16 protein-coding genes and 6 tRNA genes are annotated in these 22008 nt (G+C 40.9%); 6 read left to right on the forward strand and 16 right to left on the reverse strand.

Annotation, left to right across the window (positions count from 1 at the left end; all coding sequences use genetic code 11):
- The coding region (locus C5469_RS17850) for a tail fiber assembly protein (protein ID WP_166309538.1) at positions 1-127 on the forward strand (127 nt) is incomplete at its 5' end.
- Between the two features lie 224 nt (positions 128-351).
- Here the strand turns inward: C5469_RS17850 and C5469_RS17855 are convergent.
- The 9 genes from C5469_RS17855 to nagB form a co-directional block, all read right to left on the reverse strand.
- Positions 352-426, reverse strand: a tRNA-Gln gene (locus tag C5469_RS17855).
- Between the two features lie 6 nt (positions 427-432).
- A tRNA-Met gene (locus tag C5469_RS17860) sits at positions 433-509 on the reverse strand.
- A gap of 24 nt (positions 510-533) precedes the next feature.
- Positions 534-608 (reverse strand) — tRNA-Gln (locus C5469_RS17865).
- A 38-nt stretch (positions 609-646) separates the two neighbouring features.
- Positions 647-721 (reverse strand) — tRNA-Gln (locus C5469_RS17870).
- Positions 722-750: 29 nt separating this feature from the next.
- Positions 751-835, reverse strand: a tRNA-Leu gene (locus C5469_RS17875).
- A 6-nt stretch (positions 836-841) separates the two neighbouring features.
- Positions 842-918, reverse strand: a tRNA-Met gene (locus C5469_RS17880).
- A gap of 150 nt (positions 919-1068) precedes the next feature.
- The gene (nagC, locus tag C5469_RS17885) at positions 1069-2295 is read right to left on the reverse strand and encodes a DNA-binding transcriptional regulator NagC (RefSeq protein ID WP_166309540.1); all 1227 of its coding nucleotides are present in this window, start codon (positions 2293-2295) and stop codon (positions 1069-1071) included.
- 15 nt (positions 2296-2310) lie between these two features.
- Positions 2311-3471, reverse strand: a complete 1161-nt coding sequence (gene nagA, locus C5469_RS17890; RefSeq protein ID WP_166309542.1) for an N-acetylglucosamine-6-phosphate deacetylase — start codon at positions 3469-3471, stop codon at positions 2311-2313.
- Between the two features lie 99 nt (positions 3472-3570).
- Complete coding sequence (gene nagB, locus C5469_RS17895; protein WP_166309544.1) at positions 3571-4383, reverse strand: glucosamine-6-phosphate deaminase; 813 nt, start codon at positions 4381-4383, stop codon at positions 3571-3573.
- A 333-nt stretch (positions 4384-4716) separates the two neighbouring features.
- Between nagB and nagE the strand changes: the two genes are divergently transcribed.
- From nagE to C5469_RS17920, 5 genes are all read left to right on the forward strand, one after another.
- Positions 4717-6741, forward strand: a complete 2025-nt coding sequence (nagE, locus tag C5469_RS17900) for an N-acetylglucosamine-specific PTS transporter subunit IIBC (protein ID WP_166309546.1) — start codon at positions 4717-4719, stop codon at positions 6739-6741.
- 265 nt (positions 6742-7006) lie between these two features.
- A complete protein-coding gene (locus C5469_RS17905) occupies positions 7007-7411 on the forward strand; it encodes a hypothetical protein (RefSeq protein WP_166309548.1) in 405 nt (134 codons plus the stop codon).
- Positions 7412-7429: 18 nt separating this feature from the next.
- The gene (locus tag C5469_RS17910; RefSeq protein ID WP_166309550.1) at positions 7430-7690 is read left to right on the forward strand and encodes a hypothetical protein; all 261 of its coding nucleotides are present in this window, start codon (positions 7430-7432) and stop codon (positions 7688-7690) included.
- Between the two features lie 217 nt (positions 7691-7907).
- On the forward strand, positions 7908-9575 hold the full coding sequence (gene glnS, locus C5469_RS17915; RefSeq protein WP_166309552.1) for a glutamine--tRNA ligase: 1668 nt from the start codon (positions 7908-7910) through the stop codon (positions 9573-9575).
- A gap of 704 nt (positions 9576-10279) precedes the next feature.
- Positions 10280-12955: a beta-N-acetylhexosaminidase gene (locus C5469_RS17920; RefSeq protein ID WP_166309554.1), complete on the forward strand. Its 2676-nt coding sequence runs from the start codon at positions 10280-10282 to the stop codon at positions 12953-12955.
- Between the two features lie 74 nt (positions 12956-13029).
- Here C5469_RS17920 and fur read toward each other — a convergent pair whose 3' ends face one another.
- The 7 genes from fur to C5469_RS17955 form a co-directional block, all read right to left on the reverse strand.
- Positions 13030-13476: a ferric iron uptake transcriptional regulator gene (fur, locus tag C5469_RS17925; protein WP_166309556.1), complete on the reverse strand. Its 447-nt coding sequence runs from the start codon at positions 13474-13476 to the stop codon at positions 13030-13032.
- Positions 13477-13880: 404 nt separating this feature from the next.
- A complete protein-coding gene (gene fldA, locus C5469_RS17930; RefSeq protein WP_054476740.1) occupies positions 13881-14411 on the reverse strand; it encodes a flavodoxin FldA in 531 nt (176 codons plus the stop codon).
- A 171-nt stretch (positions 14412-14582) separates the two neighbouring features.
- Entirely contained in the window at positions 14583-14873 is a 291-nt protein-coding gene (gene ybfE / locus C5469_RS17935; protein ID WP_166309558.1) for a LexA regulated protein, read from the reverse strand.
- A 139-nt stretch (positions 14874-15012) separates the two neighbouring features.
- A complete protein-coding gene (locus tag C5469_RS17940; protein ID WP_166309560.1) occupies positions 15013-15981 on the reverse strand; it encodes a GlxA family transcriptional regulator in 969 nt (322 codons plus the stop codon).
- A 198-nt stretch (positions 15982-16179) separates the two neighbouring features.
- Positions 16180-18327 carry a type I secretion system permease/ATPase gene (locus tag C5469_RS17945; protein WP_339414577.1) on the reverse strand — a complete coding sequence of 716 codons (2148 nt, stop codon included), beginning with the start codon at positions 18325-18327 and terminating at the stop codon, positions 16180-16182.
- A 2-nt stretch (positions 18328-18329) separates the two neighbouring features.
- Complete coding sequence (locus C5469_RS17950) at positions 18330-19685, reverse strand: HlyD family type I secretion periplasmic adaptor subunit (RefSeq protein WP_166309562.1); 1356 nt, start codon at positions 19683-19685, stop codon at positions 18330-18332.
- On the reverse strand, positions 19678-21783 hold the full coding sequence (locus C5469_RS17955) for a peptidase domain-containing ABC transporter (RefSeq protein WP_166309564.1): 2106 nt from the start codon (positions 21781-21783) through the stop codon (positions 19678-19680). Before C5469_RS17955 ends, C5469_RS17950 begins: the two co-directional genes overlap by 8 nt.
- Positions 21784-22008: the final 225 nt, after the last annotated feature.

The following is a 22008-nucleotide window of genomic DNA, read 5'->3' on the forward strand; positions in this document are numbered from 1 at the left end:
TGACTTAGAAGTCGCTACAGACTCAGAGAAAGAAGCTCTGCTTGAGTGGAGAAAATACAGAGTATTGCTGACTCGTGTAGATGTGAACCAGGCTCCTGATGTTGAATGGCCGGAAGTGCCGAAGTGAGGGCTATGTGATTTTTGACAGCGGCAGGAAAAAGTTACGGGTTGAAAATTATTAGACTATCTCATCGATAGCGGTAAATAATGTGGTTTTTTTGATGTGTAAAAACAGGAAAACCACTTCTAATTGTGGCTCGTACATCAAAAAATATTCTACCTGTATATTCTTTTTATATTCTTTCTGTATCTTTTTTCAACACGTCACTTTACGTAACACATTGATAAATCTGGCTGGGGTACCAGGATTTGAACCTGGGAATGCCGGAATCAGAATCCGGTGCCTTACCGCTTGGCGATACCCCAATGGAATGGTGGCTACGACGGGAATCGAACCTGTGACCCCAGCATTATGAGTGCTGTGCTCTAACCAGCTGAGCTACGTAGCCTTTTAGTGAACGGCATTCAGCTAATGGCTGGGGTACCAGGATTCGAACCTGGGTATGCCAGGATCAAAACCTGGTGCCTTACCGCTTGGCGATACCCCAACTGAAATTAGTTACTACACAACATGTCATCAGAACTATGGCTGGGGTACCAGGATTCGAACCTGGGTATGCCAGGATCAAAACCTGGTGCCTTACCGCTTGGCGATACCCCATCTGAATAATGACAACTTGATGAATGGAATGGTGCGGGAGGCGAGACTTGAACTCGCACACCTTGCGGCGCCAGAACCTAAATCTGGTGCGTCTACCAATTTCGCCACTCCCGCAAAAGATGGTGGCTACGACGGGAATCGAACCTGTGACCCCAGCATTATGAGTGCTGTGCTCTAACCAGCTGAGCTACGTAGCCATCTTTTTTTGCATTACCTTCATCGGTGTTGCGGGGCGCATTATGCGTATATCAGCTAAATGCGTCAACTGCTTTTTTCTTGAAATCTGCTTAAGGTCGCTTGTTTGTTTGGCATATAAGCATTTTGCTGACAAAATCAACAAAAAATGACTATGATCCTTCGAGTAAGTGTTGTAATAGAACACCATTAAGCATAGCACGCTTAGTCAGAGCAAAGGCACCAATAGCAGAACAGTGAACTAATTCAGAAACAACAATCGGCAAATTTTCACGAAATTCTTTTAAAACTTGGGTGTTAATACAACTTTGAATTGCAGGTATGAGTATTTTCTGAGCTTCAGTAATTTCCCCTGCCAGTACAACCTTCTGAGGGTTAAATAAATTAATCGCGATAGAGATGGCTTTGCCAAGATAGTGACCGACATTTTTTATCACTTCAGAGGCTAACGGGTCATTTTGATTAGCGGCCTGACAGATGGCTCTGATATTGCAGTTATTTAATGTTAGCTGGCTTGGGAAACCTTGTTTTAGTTGATGCTGAACCCGTGCTTCAATTGCTGAGTTAGATGCAATAGTTTCCAGGCAACCAAAATTGTCACAATGACAACGCTCACCGAGAGGATCAATTTGAATATGACCAATTTCCCCTAAATTCCCTCTATTATTAAGTAATATCTGACTGTTTATAATGACCCCAGCACCAGTACCTCGATGGATACGTACCAGTAAAGAGTCTTCACAATCACGAGTAGCGCCGAAATAGTGTTCAGCCAGTGCTAAACTGCGGATGTCATGACCAACAAAGCAGGTGATATTGAAATGTTTTTTCAGATTATCGACCAGAGTCCAGTTAGTCACTTTAATATGAGGCATATAACGAACGGTACCTCTATTTGGGTCAACTAGTCCTGGCAGGATAACTGAAATAGCGATTAATTCGCGGACTTTGCGTTGGTTTTGTTGAATAAAATTTTCTATTGCGCTGATAAGCAGATTTTCGACTTTCTGCTGAGTGGTTTCAGGTAGTGGATAATGTTCTTCAACCAGCGCTTTGCCGCTCATATCATAAAGGGCAAGAGTGGCATCATGACGGCCAAGGCGTACACCGATAGTATGGAAATTGCGATTTTCTGTAACGATTGAAATTGCGCGGCGGCCTCCGGTAGAAGCTTGCTGCTCGACTTCTTTAATCAGGCCACGCTCAAGTAACTGACGGGTAATTTTAGTCACACTAGCTGGGGCAAGTTGACTTTGTTCTGCGATCTGAATACGGGATATTGGCCCTTGCTGATCAATCAACCGGTATACCACAGCGCCGTTGAGTTGCTTTACAAGGTCAATATTCCCAATTTGCTTTTGTGTGCTGCTATGACTCATCGGTTATTTTGTCCATTAAAGATTAGTTTCTTTTCCGTTAACAATGGTTTTGCAGATTTTAAAGTCATGACTGAAAACCGTGAGGTTAGCAATCTTACCGGTTTCAATGGTACCAATATATTTATCAACACCAATTGCGCGGGCAGGGTAGAGTGTTGCCATCCTCAGAGCTTCATCCAGATCAATACCAACGTGTTCAACACTATTTTTAACGGCGTCTATCATAGTAATAGATGAACCGCTTAAAGTGCCGTTTGCATCGACACATAATCCGTCCCGATAATATATGGTTTTGCCGGCAAAGGTGAAGTGCCTCATTTTATTGGTGGAAATATCCAGCCCGGCAGGAAGTATGGCATCTGTGACCAGAATTAATTTATCTTTTTTCAGGTGCTTAGCATTACGGATGTTTGGCCATAAGACATGCAAACCATCGGGAATAATACTTGCGTAAATTTCTGGTGTATCAAAGATAGCACCAATCAGGCCAGGTTGACGGCCAGAAATATATGGCATTGCATTATAGAGATGGGTTGAGATGGTAATTCCATTCTGGAATCCTTGCCGGGCTTCTTCATAACTGGCATTTGAATGACCAGCAGAAATCACAATACCTGCTTCTACCAATTGTCGAATATATTTTTGCTCAACCATTTCCGGAGCAAGGGTCAGTTTGGTGATGACATCAGCGTTATCGCACAAGAAATTTATCATTTCAGGTGTAGGCTTACGGATGAGTTCTGGATTGTGAGTCCCTTTTTTTATCGGATTAAGGTAAGGACCTTCTAGATGTAGACCCAATGCTTGATACTTATTTTTAGCCAGATAAGAGTGCATGGCTTCGACAGCGGCGATCATCAGTTCATCGGTGCTTGTAATTAGTGTTGGCAAATAGCTGGTACAGCCTGAGCGTTCATTGGCTTTTTGCATGATATCCAATGTCTTTTCTGAAATATCTTCTAGCCGGTCATTGAACTGAACACCCCCGCAACCATTAACTTGTAGGTCAATAAAACCGGGGGAAAGGATTGCGCCATGCAGATCGCATTTTTCAATATTTTCGGGTAACTCTTCTGTTGGGCAAACTTGTTTAATTAAGTCGCCTGCAATTATAACTGCATGATTATCTAGTCTATTATGACCAGTATATATAATGCAGTTGGTTAAAGCATACATCTTAGCCTCCTATGGCATCGGGAGATGATTAACGATTGAGAATGTAAATTGAGATTGCTATGTCATCAGCCTAAATGGGTTTTAGGCTGATGGGGATTTTTATTTTTTGCTGGCAAATTTGCCGATAATGTCTGCTTCCAATTGATGGAAATATTTGACTGTTTTTACTTTCAATTCCATGGTCGCTGGTTCGTCACAGACAATGATGGATTTAGGATGCATTTGTAGGCAGCTTACCGTCCACATATGGTTAATATTGCCTTCAATTGCAGCCTGAATTGCCTGTGCTTTATTCAGACCCGTTGCCAGGATCATAATTTCTTCTGCATCCATTAGCGTGCCTACCCCTACCGTCAGGGCATATTTAGGTACCTGATTAATATCATTACCAAAGAAACGGGAGTTGGCAGTGCGGGTTTCTACTGTGAGTGTTTTGATGCGAGTACGTGAAGTCAAGGATGATGCGGGCTCATTGAAAGCAATATGACCGTCATTACCGACGCCTCCCATAAACAGATGAATTTGGCCGTAAGACTTAATTTTGTCTTCATAACGTTGGCATTCTGCATCAACATCAGGTGCATTGCCGTTGAGTAAATTTATATTTTCTTTTTGTATATCAATGTGATCAAAGAAATTTTGATGCATAAAACTGTGATAGCTTTGTGGGTGAGCTTCAGAGAGACCTACATATTCATCCATATTGAATGTGACGACATATTTAAAACTGACTTGTCCTGCTTTGTGCAGGGCAACCAATTCCTTGTAAGTTGCCAGGGGAGTGCTGCCAGTTGGCAGTCCCAAGATAAAAGGGTGCTCTGCGGTTGGGTTAAATGCATTGATTTTGCTAACGATATAGTGTGCAGCCCATTTACCAACATCACTTGCATTCGTTAGGGGGACTAGTCTCATAAATACCTCTTAGAAATTATCGTGATTAAATATTTAGCGTTATACATTATTCAGTTAGTTAATCTTCTATGTACAAGATATTAAACCATTTTTAGTAACAGAGACACTACGCGGAGTAAGATATTTTTTATGATAAAATAAGATTTGTGTATTAGCGAGCATTTTGACCATATTTATGGATAATATAGTGACTATCATCACATGTTGTTATTAATTAATTTGCGACGAAAAATAAATCTCCTACACTGAAAATTGTAGAATAAATATTCTTATTGATTAATTTTATAAGCGGTAAAAAAACTCCAATAATTGAAGATAATAAGGGGGAGTAATGTGAATATTCTGAATTATTTGCAAAGGGTGGGGCGGGCATTAATGGTGCCGGTTGCTACATTACCTGCTGCTGCAATACTAATGGGGATAGGTTATTGGATCGACCCGCTAGGCTGGGGCGCTGATAATGCATTGGCGGCTTTGTTGATTAAATCGGGTGAAGCCATTATTAAGAATATGCCATCGTTGTTTGCTATTGGTGTAGCTTATGGTATGTCCAAAGACAAGGATGGTGCGGCAGCCCTGACAGGTTTTGTCGGTTTTTTAGTGTTAACGACACTTTGTTCTCCGGCAGCGGTATCTCTGATCTTGGGTATTCCGATTGACGATGTACCAAAAGCCTTTAGTAAAATTGATAACCAATTTGTTGGTATTTTGGTTGGTGTTATATCTGCTGAGTTGTATAACCGCTTTAGTAGTGTTGAACTGCCGAAAGCGTTGTCATTCTTCAGTGGTCGCCGTTTGGTCCCTATCCTTACCTCTTTCCTAATGATTTTGGTTGCTTTTATCCTGATGTATGTATGGCCGGTGGTTTATAATGCATTGGTAACTTTTGGCGAAAGCATTAAAGATCTCGGTGCTACAGGTGCTGGTATCTATGCCTTCTTCAACCGTTTGCTTATTCCTGTTGGCCTGCATCATGCACTGAACTCTGTATTCTGGTTTGACGTTGCTGGTATTAACGATATTCCTAACTTCCTTGGTGGTCAGAAATCCATTATAGATGGCACTGCAATTGTTGGTATCACAGGTCGTTATCAGGCTGGTTTCTTCCCCGTTATGATGTTTGGTTTGCCTGGTGCTGCATTAGCGATGTATCACTGTGCACGTCCTGAAAATAGAGTCAAAGTTGCTGGTATTATGATAGCGGGTTCATTTGCTGCGTTTTTCACGGGTATTACTGAACCTTTGGAATTTGCTTTCATGTTTGTTGCCCCAGTGCTTTATGTATTGCATGCGATCTTGACAGGTATTTCTGTATTTATCGCAGCGACAATGCAGTGGATTGCTGGTTTTGGTTTCAGTGCTGGCTTGGTAGATATGGTGCTCTCTTCCCGTAACCCACTAGCGACACATTGGTACATGTTGATCCCGCAAGGTTTGGTCTTCTTCTGTCTGTACTATGCTGTATTTAGATTTACTATTAAGAAATTCAACCTGATGACTCCAGGTCGTGAACTGGCCGCCGACGGTGAAACAGATGGCTATGATGTTGATGTGAACGAAAATGGTAAAACAACTGGCGATATCCATAGTGAAGCTCATCAATATGTTGCAGCAATTGGTGGTTCAGATAATCTGGCGGGTATTGATGCTTGTATTACTCGTTTGCGTTTATCTGTAAAAAATGCTGATCAAGTTAATGATAGTTTGGTCAAACACCTTGGTGCTTCCGGTATTATTCGTCTGAATAAACAAAGTGTACAAATTATTGTTGGTACTCGAGCAGAATTGATTGCCAGTGCCATGCGTGATGTTTTAGCAAAGGGTCCGATAGCGGCTGTGACTGAAAGTCATCAATCTGAGACAATCTCAAAAAAGAAAAAGGTTGAAAATAAAGGTGAAGTTCTTCTGACTCTGATTGCGCCAATTAGTGGGCAGTTAATTGATTTAAAAGAAGTTCCTGATGAGGCTTTCTCCAATAAAATTGTCGGCGATGGGATCGCTATCAAACCAACATCGAATATTGTGCTTGCACCAGCGTCCGGTACGATTGTGAAAATTTTCGATACCAATCATGCTTTCTGTATTGAAACTGAGGAAGGTGTGGAATTAATTGTGCATTTGGGTATTGATACGGTTTCTCTTAATGGTAAAGGATTTAAACGATTAATGAATGAAGGTACAGCAGTGAAAGTTGGAGAGCCTGTACTGAGTTTGGATCTTGATTATCTGAATGCTAATGCCAAATCTATGATTAGCCCTGTTATTGTCAGTAATATTGATGATTATATCGGTGTTAATATTCTGGCAAGAGGTCCGGTAGAAGCTGGACAGACAAAGTTGTTTGATATACTGAGATAAACAACAAATAGATTTTTAAGCGTTATTAAAAAATTTTTGATAAAGTGAATAATGGGAAGGGGAGTACCTTCCCATTAAAATTGTTATAAATCCCGTGACAAGAATAAAAATAAGTTGAAAAAAACTTTCTCTGCGGATGAATAGCAGAATTCTGTCAGATAGATCACAAAAAATTAATCTTGGTATTTTTCCGGTGAAATAAAATAGACCTGAAATGTAATTGTTGATATGTGCCACGAAATGGATAGTTTGGCATAGTAAATAAATGGCAGAGTGTGATGATAAACCTTTTATCCCTGTTTTTTCTCAGGACTATATGGGGATTGATCTCATTAATTCCCGTATAGAAACGATTAATAATGTTATTACTGTTGGTAAACGTCATCTATTTAGCTCAAGTTTTACGCTGATTCTTCCTCGCTCAGTGGATGTGGATATCAAAATTAGTTTCGATAAATCCGTACAAATACAATCAGATGAAAAACGAAAGGAGTTGATGAAAGCGGAAAAGAAGAAGTCTGGATATAAACCAGATCATAGTGGATGGACGAAAAAAACAGGGAAATATGTCTCTAATAAAGGGATTAAAGTTGAAGGTAGTATTACCGCTACGTTAGGCAAAGATGAAACTAAATGGTCACGCGAGTTGGAACAAAAATTCAAGGAGTAGACTAATAAAATCAAAGTATTGAGTGATATTGATCGTGGTATAGGTAAGATTAATTATGTCTTACAAAATGGTGGTAGCAACGAATATCCTCTCCTTGGATGCAAATTAACTTATCCTGTTATTTTGATTAAAGGTAAAGGTTGCATCAAACGAATGCTTTCTCAGAAGGTTATTCCTCAATATGAGTTTGAGGTAAAAGGTTCACCATTATTTGGCTTCAAAATTACCCTGGATTTACTTCAGGCATTTGCTGCTGTTTATAAAGTCGATACCGATTAGCTAAAGTGAGAAAAGAGGCAGCAGCTCAAGAAGTTAGTGTAAAACAGGATGGAAGCGGCGCCTATGCAAAAGCGGAACTTAATATCATTTTTGACTTTACTATTCAATTTTGCCCTGAATCACGATTTTGCATGAATAAACGGTTGTTTCTCATCACTGCTTGTTGGATTATAGGCGGTTATGTGACGAGTTTTTGGCATTATTGAGGTAAAAACAAATGAGTGAGGCAGATGCCCGCCCGACGAACTTTATTCGTCAGATTATTGACGAAGATTTGGCAATTGGTAAGCATACATCCGTACATACCCGTTTCCCGCCTGAGCCAAATGGTTATCTGCATATTGGTCATGCGAAATCTATCTGTCTGAACTTTGGCATTGCAAAGGATTATCAGGGCCAGTGTAATCTGCGTTTTGACGATACTAACCCGGTTAAAGAAGATGTTGAGTACGTCGATTCTATTAAAAATGACGTTCAGTGGTTAGGTTTTGAGTGGAGTGGTGATATTCGTTACTCTTCCAATTATTTTGATACGTTGTATCAGTATGCGATTGAATTGATCAATAAAGGTTTGGCTTATGTTGATGAATTGAGTCCGGAAGAGATCCGTGAATATCGTGGCACGTTGAAAGAGCCAGGTAAAAACAGTCTGTATCGTGACCGCAGTATTGAAGAAAACTTGGCTCTGTTTGAAAAAATGCGCGCCGGTGAATTTGGCGAAGGCAAAGCCTGTTTACGTGCCAAAATTGACATGGCATCCCCCTTTATTGTGATGCGTGATCCGGTTCTGTATCGTATTAAATTTGCAGAGCATCATCAGTCTGGTAACAAATGGTGCATCTATCCGATGTATGATTTTACTCACTGTATTTCTGATGCGCTGGAAGGTGTTACACATTCGCTGTGTACGCTGGAATTTCAGGATAACCGTCGCTTGTACGATTGGGTTCTGGATAACATCACGATTGATTGTCATCCGCGTCAGTATGAATTCTCGCGTCTGAATCTTGAATACACCGTTATGTCCAAGCGTAAGTTGAATCTGCTGGTGGCTGACAAGATTGTTGAAGGTTGGGATGACCCACGTATGCCGACTATCTCAGGCTTGCGTCGTCGTGGTTATACGGCTTCTTCCATCCGTGAATTCTGCCGTCGTATTGGTGTTACCAAGCAGGATAATAATGTGGAAATGGCTGCATTGGAATCCTGTATCCGTGATGATCTGAACGAAAATGCACCTCGCGCCATGGCTGTTCTCGATCCAGTTAAATTGGTGATCGAAAATAGGTCAGAAGGGGTGCAGATGTTGAGTATGCCTAACCATCCGAATAAACCAGAGATGGGCAGCCGTGAAGTGCCATTTAGCCGTGAGATCTACATTGATCGGGCAGATTTCCGTGAAGAGGCGAATCGTCAATATAAGCGTCTGGTATTAGGTAAAGAAGTTCGTTTGCGTAACGCCTATATCATCAAAGCGGAACGTGTTGAAAAAGATACCGACGGTAATATCACGACAATTTATTGCAGTTACGATGAGCAGACTTTGAATAAAGATCCAGCCGATGGTCGCAAAGTGAAAGGTGTAATTCATTGGGTTAGTGCTACTCATGCTGTTCCTGCTGAATTCCGTCTTTATGATCGTCTGTTCAGTGTACCAAACCCTGGTGCAGAGGATGATTTTCTGGCAACTATTAACCCTGAATCGCTGGTAATTCGTCAGGGATTTGTTGAGCTAAGTGTGGCTAATGCTAAGCCAGAAGAGACTTATCAGTTTGAGCGTGAAGGTTATTTCTGTGCTGATAGCTGTCATTCTAGTGCAGAACATCCGGTATTTAACCGTACTGTTGGCTTACGTGATACTTGGGCAAAAATTTCTCAGGATTAATTAAATTCTGGTGTATTTAAAAGGCGTGACAATTTAATTGTTGCGCTTTTTTATTTTATAAATTTTATCTTATTCTTGATTTTATAGTTTTTTATTCATCATTATAATAGGTTAAATAAGTTGATGTTAATGAATTTTTGCTAAATATTAGCATTGATAAATAATTATATATTTATTTTTTCTGGAAAATATTTATATTGAAAAAGCTATTTTTTAATATAGTTATTATATTATTAAGTTTTTGGTGTTGTATTGTTTTCTTTATTTTAATATCAATTTTATATATAATTTTAACTGTATTTTATTAATGTGTTCTTTGTCATGTTATGCAAAAAAACATTTTTCATCATTGATAATTCGTAATGCGAAAAATAATCTGTATATATGTTGATTAGATGATTCTAAATTTCTTTTTTAATCGGGTTTTTTATTTCACGGATTTTTTTTCGTGATTGGTTTTAGTCAAAAAGGAATTAATTCTATGGTCAAGCATGGTGTCTAAATTGGATTACGCTATGTATGATAATCACATGGATATTTCCAGATTGTGATAGTGGTTTCAACAATATTTTCCGGATGAAAGAGAGATTCAATTCAACATCATCATGCCATTTACTATCTTCTAATATGGTCCCTTGTCGCTGCTTTAGCGTTTCTGGGCGGTGGCTTACCTTACACAACTTTTGCGTTTGAAAGAGGTAACAATGAAGAAATTTAAATTGCGTACACTAGCAGCATTAACTGCAACTGTTGGACTTATGGGTTCTGCATATGCCACGGATGCAGCGCAGCAGTTGGTTGATTCACTGAGTCAATTAAAAGTTAATTATAAGGTTATTGATAATCAGGCAGGAAGTCATGGTATTAATTGTGCTGTACTGGGGGCAGATTGGGCCGCTTGTAACCGAGTAGATATTACTTTAACAAATGGTAATCAGGCGATTAACTCTTCTGACTGGGCGATTTATTTCCATAGTATTCGCCAGGTTCTGAACGTAGATAATGAGCAGTTCAAAATCACGCGCATCACTGGTGACTTACATAAACTGGAACCCACTGAGAAATTCACCGGTATTAAAGCTAATCAGCAGATAAAACTGCCTATTACTGGAGAATACTGGCAAATTTATAGCACTGATTTTCTGCCCCGTTGGTATGCAACGTCAGGTGATGCGAAACCTAAAGTACTTGTTAATACGGATACGGAAGATCTGAGTGAATTTTTATCTGCTTTCACTGATGATCAGTGGAAACGTACAAAAACAGATAACAATATTCTGATGACACCTGAGAATCGTTATGCCAAGAATTTACAGGTCCAAAAAATTGGATCAGAAAATCTGCGTGGGCAAATTATTCCGACACCAAGAGAGATTCAAATTTATGCGCAGGATGCCGATTTATCGAGTGGTGTCAGGCTGGAACTAGGTGGTTTGAATGATGAGGCGGTTATTCTTGTTAGAAAACGTTTTACTGATCAGGGAATTAAACTAGAGAATGGTGGCTATCTGGTTGCGACGCAGATTGTCTCTTCAGATTTTACTGACGATTGGAAGGTTAAAGGTGCTTACCGACTGAATGTTACCCAGAATGGCGCTCAGATTGTTGCTTTTGACCAATCTGGTGTGTTTTACGGTCTTCAGTCTCTGTTGTCATTGATTCCTACAGATGATAGCAGGAGGATTGCGACTCTGGCGGTAAAAGATGCTCCACGTTTTGAGTATCGTGGTGCTCTCCTAGATGTGGGACGTAATTTCCACAGTAAGCAGGCTGTTTTGCGTTTACTTGACCAAATGGCAAGTTACAAGCTGAATAAATTCCATTTCCATCTGTCTGATGATGAAGGCTGGCGTCTTGAAATCCCAGGATTGCCAGAGTTGACAGAAGTGGGTAGTCAGCGTTGTCATGATTTGAGTGAAACCAAATGCTTGTTGCCACAACTGGGTTCTGGCCCTGATAACAACAACATGGGGAGCGGATTCTTCAGTCGTCAGGACTACATTGATATTCTGAAATATGCCAAAGCCCGTTATATTGAAGTTATTCCTGAAATTGATATGCCGGCTCATGCCCGTGCCGCAGTAGTTTCTATGGAAGCTCGCTATAACAAGTTGATGGCTCAGGGGAATGTGAAAGGGGCGAATGAATATCGCTTGCTGGACCCAACTGATACGACCAGAGCAACATCCGTTCAACTCTATGATCGTCGTAGTTATTTAAACCCATGTATGGATTCTTCAAAACGATTTGTTGAGAAAGTTATTAGTGAAGTTGCTGCTATGCATGGAGCAGCTGGCTTACCATTGGAAACTTGGCATTTCGGCGGTGATGAAGCGAAGAATATCCGTTTGGGAGAGGGTTTTCAGGATAAAAATGGTCCTATAGAACCGGGTAAGGGGATCATCGATAAGAGCATAGAAGATAAGCCATGGGCTAAATCTCAAGTTTGCCAGAAGATGGTAGAACAAGGCATTGTGAAAGATGTTGAGCATCTTGCTAGTTATTTCGCAATTGAAGTAAGTAAGATTGTGAATGCCAATGGTATCGACAGGATGCAGGCGTGGCAGGATGGATTAAAGCATGCTACTAGCGTTAAAGATTTTGCAACCAAACGCGTTGGTGTAAATTTCTGGGATGCTCTCTACTGGGGTGGTTTTGATTCAGTCAATGATTGGGCGAATAAAGGATATGAAGTTATCGTATCCAACCCAGATTATGTCTATTTGGATATGCCATATGAAGTGCATCCGCAGGAGCGGGGATATTATTGGGCCACCCGTTTTAATGATGAAGCCAAGATTTTTAGTTTTGCGCCAAATAATATGCCGCAAAATGCTGAAACTTCCGTTGACCGTGATGGTAATGTCTTTAGTGCGAAAAGTGATAAACCATGGCCGGGCGCTTATGGGCTTTCAGGTCAGGGATGGAGTGAAACAGTCCGAACTGATGAGCAGATGGAATATATGCTTTTTCCGCGTTTGTTACCGCTGGCAGAGCGGGCGTGGCACCGCGCTGGTTGGGAACAAGATTATGTTCCAGGCAAGGAATATAAGAAAGGTGAAACATATAGAGTCGATATTGATGCACTTAACCGTGACTGGACACGGTTCGCTAACCTGATAGGGCAACGTGAACTTGTCAAACTGGATAGAGCAGGTATTGCTTACCGCTTACCGGTTCCAGGGGCCAAAGTAAAATACGGTGTTCTGAGGGCCAATATTGCTCTACCGGGGCTGGTAATCCAGTATTCAACTGATGGCGGTAATAGTTGGAAAATTTATGACAATCATAAACGCCCGAAGGTGAAAGGTGATGTGTTGATCCGTTCTGTTAGCCCAGATGGTAAACGTTACAGCCGGATTGATAATGTAAAGGCATGATTATGTGATATCAAGTAAGAAGGGAACCCTGATGGGTTCCTTTCTATGATAAAAGTTAGCGGATCAGGAGTGAATTACTTCTCGTCATGTGCACTACTATCTTCGCGGCAATTACCAGCAGAACAGTGACCATATAGGTAAAGGCTGTGGTTTGAGAGTTTAATCCCATAACGTTCAGCAATATTCTTCTGGCGTTTTTCGATATATTTGTCACTGAATTCAATGACTCTACCACAATCCAAGCAGATTAAATGGTCGTGATGTTGTTGTTGAGTGAGTTCAAAAACCGATTTGCCACCTTCGAAATTATGACGGGTGACAATTCCGGCGTCGTCAAACTGATTCAACACGCGATAGACAGTAGCAAGGCCAATCTCTTCACTGTTATCAATCAGTTTCTTGTAGAGATCTTCCGCACTGACGTGGTGGTATTCAGGATCTTGTAATACTTCCAGTATTTTCAGACGAGGAAGTGTTACTTTAAGTCCAGCATCTTTTAATGCCTTATTGTTGTCGGTCATGCGGATTCAGTCCTGTTACTCAGTAAAGTGAAAGTAGCGATACTTCAAAAAGTACCAGTTAGTTATCAGATTATGATTATAGGCATGGCTAATGAAAATGAAAACCACGTTAACCATAGCTATCATTACACATTTTGCCAGAATAATCATTTGTAAAACGCTGGAATAGCTTTACCGTCTATTCTATTCGGTTATTTTATTTGCCATTCTTCATCATAAAAAGCGAATCTGGGCAGTGTTGTGTTCTGGCAAAAGCGATAGCTTTTGATAGAACTGCACGCGGCTCGCAGGGTGAGAAAAGCAATGTGCCCCAATACGCGTGTACACTCCAAATTTTGCACGCTGTCCGTGTTCACCATTGATAAGAATGGCTAGCACCAATAAACGCCTACTGGGGTAGGCGATTATTCTCCAAGAATTTCTGACAAACTCATCTCTTCGCGGATCTGTTTGGTCCAGGAATTGACTCGTTCATCTGTTAACTCTGGTTGGCGGTCTTCATCGATAGCAAGTCCGATGAAGTGGTTATCATCAGCCAGACCTTTTGATTCTTCGAAGTGATAACCTTCGGTTGGCCAGTGACCGACGATGATGGCTCCGCGAGGTTCAATAATGTCACGGATAGTTCCCATGGCATCACAGAAATACTCTGCGTAATCCTCTTGATCACCACAACCAAAAAGGGCGACCAATTTCCCATCAAAATTGATCTCTTCCAGAGTCGGGAAGAAATCATCCCAGTCACACTGTGCTTCACCGTAGTACCAGGTAGGGATGCCTAGCAGCAGAATATCGAACTGTTCGATATCTTCTTTGCTGCTTTTGGCAATATCATGGACTTCAGCAACGTCAGAACCCAGAATTTTCTGGATCTTTTTGGCAATATTTTCTGTATTGCCAGTATCGCTGCCAAAGAATATACCTATAATTGCCATAAAATGATATAACCTCTTGTTTTATTTGTGTATTTCTGTTTGAGATATACGTATATAAAATGTCGAAATCAGCAGAAAGTTTCTGATTGCATTAATAAAAAAATAAAGCCCTATTTTGACCAAACAGCAAGGACAATTCTGTCAAATTTGTGTGGTGCTGTGCTTTCAATGCTATGATGCAGTGATGTCACTTTCTGCTAACTGGGCTAGCAGAATTTGCTCAATGAGTTCACTGCGGCTGATATTGCGTTGTTGTGCAAGAAAGTTCAGTGCATCTACTGCGTCAGCATTTATTTTCAGCTCCACACGACGCAAGCCCCGTACCTTATCACGGCGAAGCTGATTACGTTTATTGACTCTAAGCTGTTCATCCCTGGAAAGTGGGTTGGTTTTTGGGCGCCCCGGTCTGCGTTCATTTGCGAACAAATCCAGAGTGGTGCGGTCCATTTGTTCTTTTGCCATAAATTCAATTAATAAAGGGCGTATACCATAAAATATAGCACGCCATGATACCCCAGCTTCCAATGTATCGCTACTGCCTGACAAAGATAAAAAGTAGCGTAATTGTTTATCCGCAAAAGATTGTCAGTGAGTACCTGCTTTAGCGGTATTGGTATTTTCTACGGTACTCTATCGGTGTTAACCCATTAAGTTTCTTAAATAACTCTCTAAAATAGCGAGTATCTTCATAGCCAACTTCATGACTAATCTCTTCTATGGTTTTATTTGATTTTTCTAACCGGCATTTCGCCAGAGATAACCGGATTTGCTGGATATATTGAATAGGTGTCTGGCCGGTCGCTGTTTTAAAACGTCGCTTCATTTGCCTTTCGCACAGGTGAATTTTGTTTGCTAAATCACCAACAGATAATATGTCTGATGGGGCGGAATGCATCCAATCCTGTAGCTTGTGGATTAGCGTGTCTGAATGCTGGCGGTAGGGTACAAAACTTGCCAGAATATGTGGAGGGGCACCTTCTATATCACCAAATATAAGTTGGCTACAGGTTTCTCTGGTATTTTGACCATATATCTGTTCGACAATGTGCATCATTACATCATTGTATTCATAGGTGCCAGAAGTACAGAAGATATTGTTATCGCTGGTGACTTTTATTTCCGAGTGTAACTGCACTTGCGGAAACATATCCTTAAATAAGTTGGTAAGCAACCAGTGTGTAGTGGCTTTGCGATTATTGAGCAAATTAGCTTTAGCCAGTACAAAGGAGCCAGAGCAGATAGAAACAATAGGAATATTTTTTTCTTCCATCATTTGAAGCCAATCTAAGGTTTCTTGGGTACAAGAATCCAAATCGTTGTGGGGGATTCCAATTGACCCAACGAGCACAATATCTGTTTGTTTAATTTCTCCGATAAGTTTATTGGGTTTTAATCGTACCCCTCCCGGCCCAACAGCATCTTGATTATCCGGTGTGACGATATTTATTTCTGGCTCTGGTGCTCCTGCTAAATGAGCGGCAGTGGTTAGGATTTCTATTGGGCCAGTAATAGAAGTCAGAGATCCTCCTGAAAATGCTAAAGCGCTTAAAGAAACTGGATTCCTGTCCATAAGAATTCTCCGACTTAAAAATTAAGATGTATAAAGATATTTGATTTACCTAATATATCAATAACTGACTATTACAATTACAATTTAAATAATTTAGTTACATTCTGTTATTTTTTTGAACAAATAATATAGAAATAGATACAATTTGGGCCAAAATTCATTCATTTCCTGTTGAAAATTGAACTGGATTGCTACAATTTAACTTTTGCCGACTTGTTGATTCCACAAATGAGCGTATAAACCGCCTTGCTGAAGCAGTTGGTCATGTGAATCAAATTCGACGATTTGTCCCTGATCTAACACACAGATTTTATCGGCATGGCGAATCGTATTGAGTCTGTGAGCTATGCTAATGACCGTTCTATTGCGGCATATTTCATCCATATTTACCATAATTGCCGCTTCGGATTCATAGTCTAGTGCGGAGGTCGCTTCATCAAGGATAAGAATAGTTGGGTTGACGAGAAGCGCTCTTGCCAATGCGATTCTCTGTCTTTGGCCGCCAGAGAGATTTGAACCCTTTTCCCCGACCGGATGTGCAAAACCGTGAGGAAGAGATTGAATAAATTCAATAGCACCGGATAACTCAGCTGCTCGATAGACTTCTTCATCGGTCGCGTTGGGTTTACATAGCCGGATGTTATCGGTGATGCTACCGGAAAACAAAATACTTTCCTGGAGTACAACACTCATATTGCGGCGTAAAGAGACGGGATCAGCAATGGCTAAATCCATACCATCAACCAGAACTTGCCCATGTTGAGGTACATACAGTCTTTGTAACAAACGGGTAAGCGTACTTTTACCTGAACCAGATGGCCCTGTTATGCCAATAAATTCGCCGGATTTTATGGATAACGAGAGGTTTGCCAGCACTTCTGGCGTGTCGTCATGATAGCGGAAGCGAATGTTTCTGAATTCAATCTGGCCTTCCAGCTCAGGTACAGAAGCCAGCCCCTGTTTACTGTTTTCCATTGGCTCATCAAGAATATCACCCACACGTTTCAGGGCGATTAATGTATGTTGAAAATCCTGCCAAACTTGTGCGAGCCGGAGGATAGGTTGGGTGACATGTCCGGCAAGCATATTAAAAGCAATGAGCTGTCCAGGAGTCAGTTCACCACGTAAGACTTCTGTCACTCCCCACCATAAGAGGATGGCTGCGGTAAATTTTTGGACAAAATCGATTCCCTGTCCGGCGATTAGACCACTTTTCTGTGCTGCGAAGCTTTTCGTTAACTGTTGGCTGAGAATGCGTTGCCACTGATGTAAAAAACGGTTTTCAGTGGCGGTTGTTTTAATGGTTTCAATCCCTGTGACGGCTTCAGTCAGAAAACTTGTTGCATTGGCATCACTTTCATATTCTGCTTCTACCTTGCGACGAATAACCGGTCCGGCAATTATCCAGAGTACGAAATAAACGAAGAGTGAACCAATGACAATCCAGGTCAGTATCCAGGCATAATAAAACATGATGCCAATAAACATGATGACAAAGATGAGATCCAGTAACAGCATCAAAGTAGAACCGGTCAAGAACTGGCGGATTTGTGACATTTCTCTGACTCTGGCAATGATCTGCCCTGTTTGTCGTTGTTTAAAATATTGCAACGGTAAACCTGTCAGATGACGATATAATCGCCCGGATAGTTCAGAATTTATCTGGCTTGCCATATGCCCAAATACAGTATTGCGCATAAAGCTATAAAAAGGTTCTGCAAGGGCAATGGCGAGCATAGCCATACCTAATACATGAAGGCTGGATAAACTTCGTCCTACCAACACCTTATCAATGATGTTCTCAAACAGAATTGGGCTGATCAGCGCAAAGAGTTGAAGAACAATAGCAAATAAAAACAGATCTCTTATTTGATTTTTCTGCCGGAAAATTGAGGGATAAAACCAACTCAAGCTGAATTTGATATGCTTTTTAATTAATTCCTGATCTGCGATCAAAAGAATTTTATATAAATTTTCTTTGGTATCATCGGGTAAAGAGAGTAACCGTATTTGCTCAGTAGCAGGATCGAGAACTGTCATATTGGCGTTATTGATTTCAATAAGCACCCACCACTGTTGTTCCAGTTCGATCAATGCGGGTAAGGGCAAAGTTGGTCCGGTATTGGCCGTTAAGCGTTCAATTTTACTGTGCAGTCCGATGGTGTCGGCGGCTTCACGTAGTTGTAAATCACTCAGATAGAGAGAATCAAAACCAAGGCTGTGTTGAAGTTGATCGACTGTGGCTGATTTATGAAATTGTTTCCCCACATAGACGATGCAATCCAGCGCCTGATTATTATGGGCGTAATCGTTGGAACTGGTAGTAGAAGATAGCAATACGTTCACGATTATTTCTCCCTCAATGCTTCAGACTGATACTCTCTGATAGGACTCAGGAGATAATCGATAACGCGGCGTTGATCAGTTTTAATTTCGGCGACAATTGACATACCTGGGGTAATTTCAACACTGGTATTGTCTATGGCAATATGACTACTTTTAAGGCTTACCTGCGCCGGAAAGACCAGCCCTAATTGTTCATCAGTGGTTGAATCTCTGGATATGTTCAATAGTTCGCCGTCAATAGTGCCATAACGTGTGTAGGGGAAGGCATCTACCTTAACGGTGACTTGTTGTCCTGGATAAACAAACCCAGCATCTTTGTTTAAAATTTGCACTTCCGCCAGTTGTACATTGTCATCAGGTACAATTACCATTAAGTTTTGTGCCGGTTGCAGTACCGCACCCAAGGTATGCACACTGAGTTGTTGCACGGTTCCTGTGACGGGGGAGCGAATGACTTCGAGTTGTTCCCGTACCTGAGCTTTTGAAAGTTCTTGTTCTAAAACGACCAATTGAACTTCGGCCTGTTTTCTTTTATCAAACCATTCGCGTTCTTTTTGTGTTTTCAGGCTGTTTAGCCGTTTTTCAAGGTTAATATATTGTGATTGCAGAACATTAAGTTCAGCACTTTGCTGGGCAATCAGGCGTTCTGTTTCCAGGAACTCTTTTTCCTGTTCAAGATATTCAACTTTACTGATCACTTGTTTTTCACTCAAGGTTTGGCGTGCCTTTAAACGCTGGCTGATATTCTGCCTAAGCTTAGTGAGTGCATTAATGTCACTTTTTCGTGCTTGTTGAGAAGCGAGATTTACGTTCATCTCTGCTTTTAGATTTGTTATGCCAGCTTCATATTCTCTTTTCTCACGGGAATAGTTTTCAACAACTTGTGCTTGCTGAGATATCGGCAATGTTTGAAACAGTCCCTGTTCTGCTGGTTCTTGTTCCTCAGTCAAAGCTTGATAACGAATCTTTTCATGGACTTGATATTCAATCTGCTTGAGTAATCTGGCGATATCTTGGTTAACGCCAAGTGTATCTAATGTCAGGAGCGGTGTATCTTTAATCACCCGCTGTCCGTTCTGAACATGGATAGCTGTCACTCGGCTTTGTTCATACGCTTGAATTATCTGAGATCGACCGGAGACAATCAGGCGGCCAGTTGCTGTTGCCTGAACATCCAATTTACCCAGATATGCCCAGAGTAGCGCGATGATGACGCCTACACTAAGCATGATTGCGGTGTAGCGGGCAAAAGGTGAAGGTGGACGCTGAGATAGTGCTAAATGTGTTGGCAAGAAATCATAGTGCTGTGGGCGAAAGCCCAACCGCGTTTTAATTTTATCCTTAAAAGCCTTAATCATGACAAGATACCTCCTGTTTCAATTCCTGTTGCAGTTGCCAGAGTTTGCGGTACTGCTTGCCGTGCTTAAGTAGTTGCTCATGCGAGCCTTGTTCAATAATTTCCCCCTGATTAAGAACAATGATGCGATCACAATTACGCACCGTTGAAAGCCGGTGTGCGATAGTGATGACAGTTCTGCCTTGTGCAATTTCTGCCATATTTGATTGAATGAGTGATTGTGACTCATCATCAAGCGCACTGGTTGCTTCATCAAGAATGAGAATTTTGGGGCCTGCAAGTATGGTTCGGGCAATGGCAAGTCTCTGACGCTGACCGCCGGATAAGGATTGCCCACCTTCTGCTATGATCGTGTCATATCCCATCGGCAGTCTGAGGATGAATTCATGAGCGCCCGCTAGTTTGGCAACTTTAATCACTGATTCCAGGCTGGAATCGGGTTTTGACTGAGCAATATTTTCATATACTGTTTTGTTAAATAAGAAATTTTCTTGCAGAACCACTCCAACTTGTTGCCTGAGTGTTTCGATACCTATATTTTGCAATGGAATGCCATCTAAGGTGATCGCGCCTGTTTCCGGTGAGTAAAGGCGGAGTAATAAACGTGCCAGCGTACTTTTGCCTGAACCGGAAGTGCCTACGATACCAATGGTTTCTCCGGCTCTTATATCAAGATTGAATCCTTTAATGGTGGGAGGAATGTCGGGTTGATAACGAAAGACAACATTGTTAAATGAGACAGCCCCTTGCAGAGTGATGTGCTGTTGGCCGGATTGCTGCTCGGTTGGTAGGTTTAACATATCGCCTAATTTATCTACGGCTACCCGTGTTCTGATAAATTGCCCCCAAAGCTCTACCAGCCGGGCTAATGGTTGGGAAGTATGGTTTACCATCATATTAAAAGCGATTAACTGACCAATGGTCATTTGTAGTGATAAAACTTCTGATGCACCTAACCAGAGAATCGCGGCATTAGTGACTTTTTGCAGTAGCATAACAATATGGTTTGAACGATTACCAAGTTGCTGAACTGCGTAACTGGTATTAATCATCTTCTCAGTTTGGCTATCCCAGCGGCGAACAAACCTCGGCTCTACTGCCAGGCTTTTAAGGGTTTCGGAACCGGAAACCGTTTCTGTCAGGAAAGAAGTATTGATTGCCGCATGAGTGAATTGTTCTTCAACGGCTTTTTCCATACGAGGTGTCAACCACCATGCCAGAATGGCATAAAAAGGAATTGTGGCGATAAAAACCCAAGTCAGCGTGCTGGATAACAGGCTCATCACGTAGATGAAAACAAACATAAACAGCACATCGACGGATAAGGTGAACATTGAACCGGTCAGAAATTCCCTGACAGTATCCAGTTCGCGCACCCGTGTGACAATTGCTCCTACCTGACGGGATTTAAAAAAGAGCAAAGGTAGCCCGAACAGATGCCGGACCAGCTTTAATCCTAGTTTGATATCGATACGGTTTGCGGTATGAGCGTATTGGTATTCGCGCAATCCCCTTAACATCACCTCTATGATTCCGGCGATAATTAAGCCAAAGATTAATACATCAAGGGTCGATAACGCCCGATGGATTAATACCTTATCCATAACCACTTGAATGACTAAGGGAGAAATGAGTGCAAGAACTTGTAGTACAAAAGAAAATAGCAATATTTCACCCAGGTTTTTCTTTTGTGCCAGAAACTCTGGAATAAACCAACTAATATCAAATTTTGATTGTTTTTGTTTTATCTTAATCCATTTTCCATTCCATTCTTCCGTCAGTTTTTTAGCAGGCCATATTTCTGGGGTTTCTTTATTCACCTTCTGAATGAGTGAGCTTTCTTTATCCGATTTGGCTAAAACAAAAGGTAGGCCATTATTATCAAACAAGATTGCTGGTAATGGTATGTCATCGTGTTTTTTTCTTACAGACGTCTTATTTGCAAGAGATAAGTTAAATTTTTTCTCTATATCTCTTATATAAGATTGGTAACAACTCGCGTCTTTTAGATTATCAATATCAATGGTATTGTTTTTTCCATTACATATCATCAATATTAACTTTAATGATGATATGGTTAATTTTTCAATCTCATTCATGAAAAAACATCTTTAGAATTTGCATAGAGTATTAATAAAAACAGAGCATTATGTTGCCTGTTTGTTATGTTTTCATTTAATTGTCACTTTATTATCTTATATTTGTTGCTGGTAACGGTGTGTGGGTAAATAGGACTATATATGGGGGGTAAAAAGACTTTCTGATATATAAATATTGTCTTTGAATTTTTGCTCTATATTATTTTATTTGATTCACTCATATAA

Origin of the sequence: Photorhabdus cinerea, from assembly GCF_011189575.1 — a bacterium.
Classification (GTDB): domain Bacteria; phylum Pseudomonadota; class Gammaproteobacteria; order Enterobacterales; family Enterobacteriaceae; genus Photorhabdus; species Photorhabdus cinerea.

Bases quoted from the DNA above. Each gene is read 5' to 3' on its own strand.
- nagA (WP_166309542.1), bottom strand. From the start codon at position 3,471: ATGTATGCTTTAACCAACTGCATTATATATACTGGTCATAATAGACTA.
- nagB (WP_166309544.1), bottom strand. From the start codon at position 4,383: ATGAGACTAGTCCCCCTAACGAATGCAAGTGATGTTGGTAAATGGGCT.
- C5469_RS17940 (WP_166309560.1), bottom strand. From the start codon at position 15,981: ATGGACAGGAATCCAGTTTCTTTAAGCGCTTTAGCATTTTCAGGAGGA.
- C5469_RS17920 (WP_166309554.1), top strand. From the start codon at position 10,280: ATGAAGAAATTTAAATTGCGTACACTAGCAGCATTAACTGCAACTGTT.
- nagC (WP_166309540.1), bottom strand. From the start codon at position 2,295: ATGAGTCATAGCAGCACACAAAAGCAAATTGGGAATATTGACCTTGTA.
- ybfE (WP_166309558.1), bottom strand. From the start codon at position 14,873: ATGGCAAAAGAACAAATGGACCGCACCACTCTGGATTTGTTCGCAAAT.
- C5469_RS17950 (WP_166309562.1), bottom strand. From the start codon at position 19,685: ATGATTAAGGCTTTTAAGGATAAAATTAAAACGCGGTTGGGCTTTCGC.
- fur (WP_166309556.1), bottom strand. From the start codon at position 13,476: ATGACCGACAACAATAAGGCATTAAAAGATGCTGGACTTAAAGTAACA.
- C5469_RS17955 (WP_166309564.1), bottom strand. From the start codon at position 21,783: ATGAATGAGATTGAAAAATTAACCATATCATCATTAAAGTTAATATTG.
- C5469_RS17905 (WP_166309548.1), top strand. From the start codon at position 7,007: ATGGCAGAGTGTGATGATAAACCTTTTATCCCTGTTTTTTCTCAGGAC.
- glnS (WP_166309552.1), top strand. From the start codon at position 7,908: ATGAGTGAGGCAGATGCCCGCCCGACGAACTTTATTCGTCAGATTATT.
- fldA (WP_054476740.1), bottom strand. From the start codon at position 14,411: ATGGCAATTATAGGTATATTCTTTGGCAGCGATACTGGCAATACAGAA.